Origin of the sequence: Vibrio fortis (assembly GCF_000695685.1) — a bacterium.
Lineage (GTDB): Bacteria > Pseudomonadota > Gammaproteobacteria > Enterobacterales > Vibrionaceae > Vibrio > Vibrio fortis_A.
This window is the reverse complement of the sequence record NZ_JFFR01000027.1, coordinates 661190-673958: the sequence shown is the minus strand read 5'-3', so window position 1 is coordinate 673958 and position 12769 is coordinate 661190. Positions and strand designations below refer to the sequence as shown.

Below are 12769 nucleotides of genomic sequence, written 5' to 3'. Positions count from 1 at the left end.
AGGCTAAAGGGGGCAGTCGCCCCCATTATAGACAGAAGCCAACTTATGACTTCGGCATGTACCCCAGAAGAATACCTAAATCTTCCAATCCACTTAGGCGGCCATTTCGTAATGCTGGATCAAGGCCTTCATTTGAGAATTTATCCCAGTCAGGTCCTGAACTTTGAATACCATTGCGGTCAATTAATAGGATTTCGTCTTGGGTGATATCGTATCTGTATGCATCAAAGAGTGCTTCACTAAACCATAGGCGTGATAACTCGCCCATTAGCTGCTGGTCTTTCTTGCTCGGACGTACTTCAGTACCATCACGCTTTACATTTTTATTGAATACAAAAGGCAATTCAGAGCTATTACAAGCACCACTGATACAACTAACCGTCTTTAATAAATCACTGATTTCGCCATCTTCACTTGGGACTGGGCTCGGTGTCCAAACGTTAAAGCTTGGTTTGTGTTCAAAGTAATAGAAAGAGCTGTTATCACTATTCGCTGCTTGCTGTCGTGCGGGGCCGGTAAACAGAGTGTCATTCATGAGCGTGCGATATTGGCGCATGTTATTTAGCGCCCCATCCAATTCATGCTCATCGTTTGGATAAAAATCACCCAGTGCTAGTAACTCTTTACTTGTGGTGTTATTGAGGCCATAAAACAGAGATGTTACCGCTTCATAAGCACTTTTTGGCAATTCAATGTTTGCCCCTGCGTCGAGGCTCGTCGTTGAATTAAGGTGCTGTTTAAGTTGTTCTCGGTTATCCTCACTTTCTACCCACGCCAAGATGTCGTTCGCCATGAGCTCTTCGCTTGTCTCACGATCTCCCAGCTCATCCATAATAATGGCAATTAGGGAGGTAAGGTTTGGCAGTAAGCTGATAGTGTCAGCTTCATTTGCGTTGACACCAATCATCGTCGGTACGACAAAATGTGATAGTGACGGTTGCGGGAAGCCTTCCTCACATTTGCCGAGCAGATCAATATTAGAACATTGCAGGTATGGTGCATAAGGCATTAGTGCACTCATCGGTGATGCTTCGTCACTATATAGCAAACCTAAGTTAATGTTTAACGTCAGCCAAGATACTAGTCGATTGATAGAATCAAGTTTTTCTTCTTGAACCTGAAGGATCTCTTCTATCGGAGCGGTATCCCAATGTTCCAGAGTATTATCATGATCGCGCTTAGCTTGTTGGTAGCTCTTGTTATCAAAACCTGTAGGTGGACTTTGCATTATTGCACGATGAAAGAGATCATCGTTCAACGAACCTTGTGCAACTCGCTGTTGTAATAGTGCGATGGACATCGCACCAGAGCCTTGCCCCATTAAAGTAATCTTATCAGGGTTGCCACCAAAGTCTTGAATGTTGTCTTTGAGCCACTTTAGGGCTTCTTGCTGATCACCAAGGCCGTAGTTGCCGTCAATATTTTCACCTTTAACCCAACGTGAGCCTAGCTCACCAAGACGATAATTAAATGAAACATAAATAAACGGATTACCTTCTTCTGCACCTTGTGCGACAACTGTGTCGCCCTGAATAAGTGGGCTTGCACCGGAGCCATACTCAAAATCGCCACCATGAATGAATACGTACACGGGTAGATCATCGTTTGCTTCAGTACTTGTAGGGCGCCAGATATTAAGATTTAAACATTGCTCACTTTGAGATTCAGCGGTTGGTTGTACCTGTGGGCAAGCATCACCAAATTGCGTAGCGTTAATCTCACCAGACAAGTCGTGCTTTTCGCTGTGTACAAAACGCTTAACCTCAGCATATTGAATCCCTTTAAATGACTCGACTGCAGCTAATCTCTCTTTCCCTGTAAGATCGCGGATAACGAGTGATTCTTTAAGTGCAGTTAAACTGGCATTGCCAATATCACGTTGGAATGTTTCTGCTGGAGGTACGTCAATCGGTTCTGGTTGCTCGGGTAGTGGTACGGATGGTTGTAGTTCTAAATTATCACAACCTATGAGAGCTGCGCATGTCGCAATGGTAATTGGCAATTTTTTCAAGAGGTTCATATTTTAATCCACGTTCATTTTGGCTTTTCGTTGGCCGGTTTTAGTTCATTGAACGAGCAGATCCATGCGGTGTAACTCCCATCAATGGGACAAGCAGTAGAAGAACAGGTGGTTAATTTTATCGCTATTCAGATATATGGATTAATCGCGTAAAGAGGACGAAACCCTACAATAGTATTTGCTATATATGACGACACGTTTAACCATTGAGAATTTAGAACCAGTGCCAAGTTGAGGTTAGGTGTAAAAGAAATGAAGATTGAAAAGGAGCGGGTATATGAACTGGCTTAAAACGAAGATGAATTAGATAAAAAAATAGAGGCCTTAAATGGCCTCTATTAAGGTGGGACCTGATTAAAAGCGATATCCCAGGTTAAGGGTCATAGAATTTCGACTTTCGCCTTTGTTGTACAGGAATGACAGGTTGTAATTTTTGCCGAGTTGCTTATTAAAACCTGCTAGATAGGCCCAGTTGTTTACATCGACCCCGACATCGTAATCAAATTCTATCCCACCCGCGGCGACATGGCCCTGCATTCGATTTTTTAATCCTTGATACTCTGCACCAACGAATAGTTGAGCTCGGTAGTCAACGAGTTGGTATCCTAGCATTGGTTGTACGGTGACAATCCCGTCACCCCAGTCAGTATTACCTTTCAGTCTTGTTAATGAATAGGTGCCAGTCACTGAGGCAAAGAATTCTTTGTAACCTATAGATAAGGTCGAGCCCACTCCTAGCGCGTCATATTCCAGTTGGAGTGGTACATTGAGACGCCCCGTATCGCATAGGACAGATACTTCATCGCAAAATTTATCTCCTAGACCCGGTAACCTATCGTTTAGCTTGTCCTGTAACTCTTCACCTATCTTACCTGTATAGGAGGCGTCTACATTTGCATCCACATTAATTTTACCGACAAACCCGAATACATTCCAAAAAGGAAGAATGTTGACATCACCGCGCAATGTCACCGACTCTGCAGCAACAGTAGCGATTGTATCGTTAGGATCGAATATTTCATTTAGCCGCACACCTTGAATAACAAAATCGTTGGTTGGCAAGTTCATATCTTGGTTTCTATAAGCAATAGAAACACCAAATGGTAACGGTATATCAATACCTTGTTGTCTTACCATATCCCCTAGTAACGGGAATGTACTATTTATTTCAACTTTTTCTTCTCGTAGACGTGGGTCAGAGACTTCAGCAAGGAGGGGTTCATCCATGACATTGACACCAGAGTCATTGTACAGTGCAACTGGCTCTGTAATTTCTGTCACTTTAATTGGTTTACCTTTTTTGCTTCCTTCAATCTCTACTATTCGCTTATCAATAAGGCTTTCATCGCTAAGTTCTGACTTGAATGTAATTACCTGCTTATAGCGACTGACATTGATACCTTCTAGATTGAATTTATTGCGGTTAGTTATGGTCATTTGCTGGGGTTTTCCATCAAGGGTCTTTATTTCAACACGCATATGACGAAAATAGGAAATATCTTGTGGAAGGCCATACTTTGAATAGTTAAAAGACACAGCTACCTGACCACCACCGTGATCAATGGCGCGAACAGATGCTGGGTCGTATGCTTGAGCCCAATTACGCAGCCGGTACTGTGTGCGTGTGGAGTTCTCGATGACATCGACGAGTTCTTCTTCCCCCTCAAATTTTTTTTCATCGTACTTGAAGCGAATATCAATGTTTCCTTTGTGGTCTGTATGCTTGACGACATAGGCTTCAGCGTCTTTACGTGTGCCTTCATACTCGACCGTGCGTAGTAGATGCTCTACCAAATGCTCACCTTGTGATAGTGAGCTAATTCCGAGCTTAGGTAAATCTTCACTGATACCGTATTGAGAAAATACAGATTTCCTTTGATTGATACTTTCAATGGAGGTTGTCTCTGTATCTTTAGCTAAGCTAAGTGGAGAAAGTGATAGTAGCGTTAAAGAAAGAACGACAGCTTTAGCCTTTACTGTCGTTGTTTGATCGAATCTGATGTTTTTCATTAATTTTTACCGTACTAGCACTCCCAAGACTATGGGATTGCAGAATCTACGTGATCGAGAACATCCTTTGCTCTGCTTCAGGTTACGGGAGTCAGTACATTGGGACTTAACTCCGTTTACGCATAGATTAACGACAGTAGAGTGATTCAAATAATCCCCACTGAAGGGTTGCGTCCTCAGGTGATACGACGATATTTAGAAAATGTGCTTTCTATCGGGTGGAAGTCGGGGGATTTTGCACCTTGATGAGAGCATGTGAGGATTTAATCATTCAATAGCGATAGAGGGAGAATACGGTTATCCAACTAGAATGCATGGGTACGGATGAAAGACAGGCTCAGGATGTGCGTTTCTATTAATTTAGATAGAGATTTCCAATGAATAAAATTGCAAAGATCACATTTAACATCTTGATACTGGGGGTTCTTACTGCCTGTAGTACTTCTCATGAACTTGACATCCGTGTCTCACAAGAAAATTACAAGCACGTTGCTCTACCAGAAGATAATAAAGAAGAGCCATTCCGATTTTGGGCAAATGAGCAACCAGACTTTTTATATGATACTGAGCTCGAAACGTCTCCGCTTAATGTTAGTGGGGAGCGTTTAAATATTTTGGCCCTCTCTGGTGGAGGTGCCAATGGTGCGTTTGGAGCGGGAGTCATTCTAGGACTAAGAGATAAAGGCAGTTTAGAAGATTACTCTGTGATTACAGGTATCAGTGCGGGTGCACTCATTGCACCATTTGTTTTTTCAGGTGAAGACGAGTTAGATCGCTTAAAAGAAGTCATGCTCGATATTGATGATAGCTCTGTACTTGGTCGAAAAAACTTTTTGAACACGCTATTTAAAGACTCATTTGCTAAAGGATCAAAGTTGATGTCCTTTATTAAGGAGTCTTATCCAGATTCGATGATCGATAAAATCGCAGTAGCGCACAGTGAAGGAAGACGTTTATTTATAGGAACAACACATTTTGATTCTGGTGAACTGATGATTTGGAATATAGGTGCTATTGCGAATAGTTCATTGCCTAATAAAGCTGATCTAATTCACCAAGTCCTTGCGGCAAGTGCTTCTATACCTGGCGTTTTCCCACCACAGTTTGTTGAGGTGTATGACGGTGGGAACAAACTGGAAGAACTACATGTTGATGGCGGCTTATCTGCACAAGTATTTTTTAATCCATCGAATTTTGATTATTCAAAAATTTCAAAATCCCTAGGGTTAAATGAAGCCCCTCAGTTACATGTAATCCGTAATGGGTTGCTTACACCACAGTACAAACCAGTTAAAGACAAAGGCGTTGATTTACTGACGAAAAGCTTATCAAGTCTGACCGTACTTCAAGCTAAAGGGGATATGTACAGAATGAAATACTTTAGCGAGGTGGGAAAAATAGACATGCAGTTCACTTATATTGATGAAGACTTTTCCAACGAAAAACTAACTCGAAATATGTTCGATGAAAACTACATGCGTTCAATTTATCTTTATGGGTACCAAAGAGCCATGACAGATCAATTGTGGGAGACAGAGCTTCCTTAACAAAATTACACATAAAGATACCTGTTGCTACTAAAGGAAAGTGAGTGAACTAAGAGTTAATTTGTATGGCATGGAAGCATATATTAATTTGTTAATAATTGAGTACATGCTATGAAAAAATTGCTACTGAAATCTGTTGTAGGGCTAAGTCCTCTACTATCCTTCGCACCCGCCTACGCCTCTTTTTATGATGAAGTAGATGGAAAGTTTGACCTTGGCCACCATATTGCAGAAAACGCGACGGGTTTTCTGCCCATCCCCATTTTAATTACGGAACCTGCTTTAGGGTACGGTGGGGGTATTGCAGGGCTGATCTTGCATGAGACTCCTGAAGAGAAAAGGCAAAGGAAAAAAGCGGCACTAGAAGCTGTGGATGGTGGAGCGCAATTAATGCCTTCCGCGATCTCTATTGTGGGGGCTGCAGGTTCTGCCAATGGAAGTTGGTTCGCTTTTGGTGGGCACCAGCATTCTTGGCTGGATGATAAAATCAGATACATCGGGGGTGGAGGCGCGGGAGTTGCTAATCTAGACATCTATCAAGACATCAGTATTCCGGGCTTTGAAACACCAATAGGAGATTTCCCAGGATTCAACAAAGAACTCTCTTTTGCCACGAAAACTTCGGCTGCCGCAATGCTTCAGAAAGTACAGTTTCGCGTGGGGGAAACAGCGTTGATGCTGGGAGTAAAGCAGGTTCTGGCGATTTCTAAAGTTGAATCAGATAACAAAGTGGTAGACAAAGTTTTTGAGTTTGCATTGGGAGATAAAAGTATAACCTCCGGGCTTGGGCTTTATTTAGATTACGATAAGCGAAATAGTTTTTTCTATCCGACACAGGGTTACCGCTTACAAGCTGAAACAATGGTATATGACGAGAAAATTGGCAGTGACAGTAACTATTCCAATGCAAGTTATAAAGGGGAAGGGTATGTGCCACTGTCTAGAAAGTGGAACCTAGGATTTGCGGGAAGTTACCAAAAGTTCTCAACCGACGATGTTTTTGTATCGCCTACGACAAAGCCTTATATTGATTTGAGAGGTATTGCTGCGTATCGCTACCAAGGTGATGAGGTTGCTACCCTTCAAAGTCAATTGAGTTACAACATTGATAATCGTTGGATTTTCTCTGCATTTTATGGTGCGGGTGAAGCACAAAACCATGCCGACAATGGCGAAGGCTACATCGATGCTTATGGCGTAGGCTTTCGATACCAAATCGCACGTCGTTATGGATTACATCTAGGTCTGGACTTAGCTAAAAGTAACGATGATGGCGCGATTTATGTAAATATTGGTACTGGTTTTTAGGGGAGACGAGATAGTGGACAATTACTGATATTTCTAGTTGTAAGTTTAGAGCGTAGCCTAGTGTACAACCTTACCTATTTGTTATGATGCGGTAGGCTCAACGCCGAAGGTTTAGACGGAAATAAATGTATTGCGGGTCAGGCACAGGTAGGCAAATACGACCGTTTGGGATTGTAATAACACTGATACATCAAAAAGCTGAACTTCTTGAAGCGGGTATAGCTTATGCAAGTTAGACTGTGTTTTGAGACATGCTACCATCCATGCTGCCGTTGATAGTGAGCAACTAGTTGTCACTGGGCAAAATCCTAATGCCAGGTTTGCTAAACTGAGTGTTTAATCTGGGGGGAAAGTAACTTTCTTACAGCAGTGATTTTGCTGAAATACTCGATTTCTAAAAATATCAACTTATGGTTGTTTTTAGTGATATCAACATATGGTTGTTTTTTGGATAAATCTTTGAAAGAAAGGGAATCGAATATATCAATTTATGGTTGTTTCAACAATAGTTTCAAAATCAAGAGCCGCTTTTTAGCGGCTCTTTTTTTGTCCAAAAATCGTTAATTGGTGACAAAGTAGCGGTAGAGAATTTTAGGTTTAAACTTGCATCGTTGCTAACACCTAGCTACTTCTGTCTCACTTATCTACTTAAGTTAAGTGGTTTTATTTGTCATACTGATATCTCATGAATTTTACATAGGCCTATGTTATACATCACGAAAATGTAATTATAGTATTGTTTTACCGGTTTTTTCTTATGTAATAAGGCCAGCTGAAAATTGCTAGGTATTTAATGTGAGTTAAAAAATGAAACGAAGAGTACTTTTGGGGTTAGTTGTATCATTTGCGGCGATTAGCTTTCCTGTGGCGAGTCAAGACTTCCTGCCCGTTCAGCAGGCTTGTGATAAACGTTATACCGAGGATTTAGAGGAGCTAAAAACGACCGAGCCATCTTATTATAGTTATTACCACTATATCGCAAGTGGTGGTTGCCCTGGCGTTGAGTTGAGAGAACGGCGTTTTGAGCGTATTGATCATCACTTTGCTAGGCTCGGTAATTTTAATGCTCAGTGGGAGTTAAATAAGGATTATGCAAGTCTAGTTGAAAAAGCTGCTGCTGGTTCTATTTTTGCGAGAGCAAAAATCGTATTAGCCAATACTGTACCAAGAACAGCGCATTATAGCCGTGATAAAGGCCTTGATGACTTGCAGCTGTCTGATGATATAAAAAAGCGTTATATCGATCAGATATTAGAACTTGCAGAACAGGGTGATATCAGAGTACTCAACACGGCACTGATTTACTATCTTTGGACACCTCTTTCAATAACTAGCCACGGTGAAAATGCTGTAATATCTGCTGAGAGACTGAGAAAAGCACACCAGCTAATGGAGTTGTACAGTGATGATTATTTATGGTTAAAGGTGTTTTACAACAGCTGGCAGCTTGAAGCAAAGAATATAAGTTGGTGCGCGGAGAACATCAAAGGAAGGCAATACTCTTCTGAGTTTGAGAAAGGTCTTTATAGTTTTAGCCGACCACTTCTTTGCAGCAATACTTTTAATAAGGCATTGTTTCATGAAATTGAAATAATGAGTGAAGTTAATCGCTTGCGTTTCTTTAAAGAATTGATTGCTTCATTGGAATTTGAATTTTCTGGCAGCCACCAGACTAGATTAGAACAGCTTAAAAAATGGGACCGTGCACTCAACAAACTGGCACTTTTAGCTCATTTTGATGTACCGCTAGTCAAAGAAACAATAGCTTTTTCTTTGAAAGTACTGCCTTATGAGCCGAATCGTGATCTAGCTGCGTTTTACTGGGTAGATAAAGACGATCAAATTTCACCACTGATGCGCTTAATAAGCAGTATGCATGGCAAAAATGCTTACGACGTTGAGCTGAGCGAAAGTGAACAGGTTATCCCTGACATACTGCTGAGTGTAAAGCTCTTCGGATTGGCATACTCATACCATGAGCGAGAGCAAGAGTATTATCAGTTCACTCTAGAAAACGTGTTGCCAAAAGGCGACTGGAGTGTGCTTTATACTTTTTACCTTATGTATAAGTATGAGGATAACACTCGTGCCTGGGCGATGATAAAAACACTTGAGCAATATGACGAATATATTGCAAAACAGGTGGAAGAGGACTTTTTTTTAGGTGGACTTAGCGAACCCGATAAGAAAGCGGTTCAAAAAGTGATGGAAGAAATACGGCCATACCTCCCAGAAAAAAACAAAGTAAATTATTCTCAAATATATTGGAAGAGGGATATACAACCCTACCTTTTAAAGCAACTGTCGTTACTAATTGAGAAAGAAGAAATCAAGCTCAAGTGAGAGAGTAAGGTGTTGCCTAAATAACCGAGAGCCGCTATTTAGCGGTTCTTTTTGTCTAAACGTTACTGAAAACGATACTCATAGATTGTAGGCGCGTGTGGAAACAGCCCTTCAATAATGGCTTTCAGACAAGGCCTCACAAAATTAATACTCAATTTTGTTAGTATGCAGTTTTACTGTATAGTCGCGAAAATTATGCAAGGTATTGATATTAAAGGTGGTGTTGATATTTTGGCTTAATGCTTTCCGACTATACGAATTGGGTTTGGTGTGAAAAATCTGTTGATGATCTTATGCATGTTTTCTTTAGCTTCTTGTGCGACGACACCAGAGCCATCTCAATCAAACTTCACTGATAGCCCAACAGCCAGTTATAAAGTTGCACCCAAGTACCCGAATGAAGCGTTGAGTACTGGCGTTGAGGGCTCTGTGGAGTTCAGGTTTGATTTAGACCCAAATGGAAAGCCAATTAACATACAGATCACTCGTTCGTGGCCGAAAGGTGTTTTTGATGAGAGTGCCACAGAGGCGCTTCGTCAATGGACATACCTAGTGAGAGATGCACAGGGAAATCCGTTGAAATCAAAGAACATTGCAGTACAAATGCGTTTTAAATTATACGCACCAATTTCGGATAAGTGGTTGTAATATCGAACCGACTAGATGCATTTCTATCGCCACCATTTCGGTGGCTTTTTTATACCTGAAGATACTCGCCCATATAGTGATATGGTTGTACTCGCTTCGCACGCTGTTTACTATGCAACTTGTTATTTTGAGTACATTTCGATTTTGGTAAGTAAGGGCAGTTATGCGTCGTTTGATCGGCTTAGTTCAAAAATATTGGTTGGCAATTACCCTGTTGGTCTTGGCTGCTATCACCATTCTATCTCTTCTTCCAGCTCCAAGCCTGCCGCCGGTGCCGGGTACAGATAAAACTCATCACTTTATTGCCTATGCAGCGTTAACCTTCTCTGTTGCACTGGCGAGGCCAAAGAACTGGCTGTTGATTGCAATTTTCTTTGTCATTTGGAGTGGGGCGATCGAAATACTCCAACCTTATGTGAATCGCTATGGAGAGTGGTTAGATTTAGCGGCTAACGCTGGTGGTGTAGCGTGTGGGATCTTGTTAGCTAAAGTTGTGAACTTAGCCTTTCCTATAGATGAGAAAAAGCGAGAAGAAACATACCAATAGCAGTGTGATCTCGTTGTAAATCGACTAAGATTTTAAATCCAACATAAGTAATTTTGAGACAACTAAAGGATTAGAAATGTCAAAACTACTGGTTTATGTCACCGCTATTTTCTTCATTGTTTATGGAGCATTGTTTCTTCTTATCCCCACAGGGATGGCGTATTGGATCACGGGTGCAGAGCTGAATCCGGCATCTGCAGTGATAGATGTACGTGCGACTTATGGTGGGGCTCAGTTTGCTATTGGTTTGATGATGTTCTTGGTCGTCAAACTCAAAGATGATGTCGAGCTTGGATTGATTTTCGTTGCTGTTGTTTGGTGCTCTTGCTCTTGTGTTAAGAACCAAAGACAAGATCAAAGCTTAGGCTTTTCAATTTATTAGATGACTCAACGCTGAGCTGCTTCTCATCCACTTAATAACAGCGTGATCTCGCTAACAAATATCCCTACTACTTTTGTGTATTAATTGTGAGCCATTGATTTGAGTCAATGGCTTTTTCATACCATCCTTTATAGATAACCCAATTACCAAGGATTACTGACTATGAGCTTTTCACTGAGTGGGCTCGTAGGAGAAGTCTATGGATAGCAAATAATAACGAGCAGGGGCTGCTACAGCTTTGCGCGTAGTGGGTGGTATATGAAGTCATCAAAACCAAAATTCTCCGAAGGTCGTCGCCGCTTTCTGCGTGACACCGCAAGAACCGCAGCAGGTGTCGGTGCCGCAGCAACCGTGCTTGGGTTGCAGTCGATGCAAAGTAAAGCACGAGACACTACTGGCCTGCCAGTAAGGCCACCGGGTGCATTAGAGGGTGAAGCCTTTCAATCAGCCTGTGTTAGGTGCGGTTTATGTGTGCAAGCTTGTCCGTATGACACGTTAAAACTTGCAACGCTGCTTTCGCCACTTCCTTCTGGAACGCCTTACTTTAATGCCCGTGATATTCCTTGTGAGATGTGTGAAGACATCCCATGCGTTGTGGAATGCCCTACTGGTGCGTTAGATCCACTGCTTAAAGATATCGATGATGCGCGTATGGGTACCGCAGTATTAATCGACCATGAGAACTGTCTTAACTGGCGTGGTTTACGTTGCGACGTGTGTTATCGAGTATGTCCGCTCATAGACAAAGCGATCACATTAGAGCATGTTCGTAATGACCGAACCGGTTATCACGCGAAGTTGATCCCAACCGTTCACTCTGATGCTTGTACGGGTTGTGGTAAGTGTGAACAAGCGTGTGTTCTTGATGTATCTGCGATAAAAGTGATTCCGACCAACTTAGCTATGGGTAAGTTGGGTGAGCACTACCAGCTGGGCTGGGAAGAGGTCGATAGAGATCTTAACAACGCGCCAGTTGAAGATGTGATTCCGACGGATGCACTTGAGTCTCTGAACTCCTTGAAGAAGGGGAATCTATAATGGCTAAGAATCTGGCAAAAAATGCAGGCAAAGAAGCGATTGAGACTCTAGGCTGGTGGCGTGCACATCGGTTTCTTATTCTGAGACGGTTATGCCAAATTGCAGTTATGGTCTGTTTTATCGCTGGCCCAACGTGGGGGATCCTGCAAGGCAATCTATCATCGAGCCTGCTTTTAGGGACTGTGCCTTTGAGCGATCCCTTGATTGTGATGCAGACCATAGCAGCGGGTCACATCCCTGAGCTCACGGTTCTTGCAGGGGCGGGGATAGTGATTGCTTTCTATTTGATCGTTGCGCCACGCGTCTTCTGTGCTTGGGTCTGCCCAATGAACATTGTTACCGATGCCGCTGCTTGGCTGCGTAGAAAGATGGGCTTGAAAGCGAGTTATCGTTGGTCGCCACAAATCCGCTACTGGCTAATTGGTGTTTTGTTGGTAGGCAGTGCAGTCACAGGAACGGTTCTATGGGCGTGGCTTGACCCAGTGGCGACACTGCATCGAGGCTTAGTGTTTGGCATGGGCGCAGGCTGGATTCTTATAGCCTTAGTATTTATCGTCGACTTGCTGCTTGTTGAACACGGTTGGTGTGGTCATTTGTGTCCACTAGGCGCCATGTATGGCGTGATTGGTCGTAAGAGCATGATTCGCGTAAAAGCGGTTCGTCGTGAGGACTGCGATAAATGCATGGACTGTTTTTATGTTTGTCCTGAGCCAGAGATACTTCGTCAGCCATTGAAGGAAGGGGACAGACGAGTGATGTCGCAGAATTGTATCAGTTGCGGTCGCTGTGTAGATGTTTGTGCTGAGAAAGTCTTTGAGTTTAAAAGCCGATTGGATGACAAATAACTAACTCCACTCAAGCCATATTAAATACTTAAAACCACTTGTCCTCTCAAGTGGTTTTTTATTCAAATCAATAAAACGCCT

The 12769-nt window shown here is 42.3% G+C and carries 10 protein-coding genes; 8 read left to right on the top strand and 2 right to left on the bottom strand.

Features of this window, described 5'->3' with window-relative positions; all coding sequences use genetic code 11:
- Positions 1–43: 43 nt before the first annotated feature.
- Together VFDL14_RS04155 and VFDL14_RS04160 are read right to left on the bottom strand one after the other, a co-directional pair.
- Positions 44–2020 (bottom strand): carboxylesterase family protein, encoded by a 1977-nt coding sequence (locus VFDL14_RS04155; protein ID WP_032552820.1) that lies wholly within the window; start codon positions 2018–2020, stop codon positions 44–46.
- Between the two features lie 354 nt (positions 2021–2374).
- Positions 2375–4030: a hypothetical protein gene (locus VFDL14_RS04160; protein ID WP_050487471.1), complete on the bottom strand. Its 1656-nt coding sequence runs from the start codon at positions 4028–4030 to the stop codon at positions 2375–2377.
- Between the two features lie 377 nt (positions 4031–4407).
- On the opposite strand from VFDL14_RS04160, the gene VFDL14_RS04165 reads away from it, so the two are divergent.
- The 8 genes from VFDL14_RS04165 to napH all read left to right on the top strand — a co-directional run bounded on the left by VFDL14_RS04165 (position 4408) and on the right by napH (position 12688).
- Positions 4408–5577 (top strand): patatin-like phospholipase family protein, encoded by a 1170-nt coding sequence (locus VFDL14_RS04165; RefSeq protein ID WP_032552818.1) that lies wholly within the window; start codon positions 4408–4410, stop codon positions 5575–5577.
- Between the two features lie 111 nt (positions 5578–5688).
- Positions 5689–6885 (top strand): BamA/TamA family outer membrane protein, encoded by a 1197-nt coding sequence (locus VFDL14_RS04170; protein WP_050487470.1) that lies wholly within the window; start codon positions 5689–5691, stop codon positions 6883–6885.
- An 807-nt stretch (positions 6886–7692) separates the two neighbouring features.
- On the top strand, positions 7693–9228 hold the full coding sequence (locus tag VFDL14_RS0123445; protein WP_032552817.1) for a hypothetical protein: 1536 nt from the start codon (positions 7693–7695) through the stop codon (positions 9226–9228).
- 297 nt (positions 9229–9525) lie between these two features.
- Entirely contained in the window at positions 9526–9876 is a 351-nt protein-coding gene (locus tag VFDL14_RS23705) for an energy transducer TonB (protein ID WP_050487469.1), read from the top strand.
- A 163-nt stretch (positions 9877–10039) separates the two neighbouring features.
- Positions 10040–10423, top strand: coding sequence for a VanZ family protein (locus VFDL14_RS04175; RefSeq protein WP_032552816.1), 384 nt, complete (start codon positions 10040–10042; stop codon positions 10421–10423).
- 76 nt (positions 10424–10499) lie between these two features.
- A complete protein-coding gene (locus VFDL14_RS0123435; protein WP_050487468.1) occupies positions 10500–10805 on the top strand; it encodes a DUF4345 family protein in 306 nt (101 codons plus the stop codon).
- Between the two features lie 258 nt (positions 10806–11063).
- Complete coding sequence (gene napG, locus VFDL14_RS04180) at positions 11064–11843, top strand: ferredoxin-type protein NapG (protein WP_032552815.1); 780 nt, start codon at positions 11064–11066, stop codon at positions 11841–11843.
- Positions 11843–12688 (top strand): quinol dehydrogenase ferredoxin subunit NapH, encoded by an 846-nt coding sequence (gene napH / locus VFDL14_RS04185; RefSeq protein ID WP_032552814.1) that lies wholly within the window; start codon positions 11843–11845, stop codon positions 12686–12688. Before napG ends, napH begins: the two co-directional genes overlap by 1 nt.
- Positions 12689–12769 lie beyond the last annotated feature (81 nt).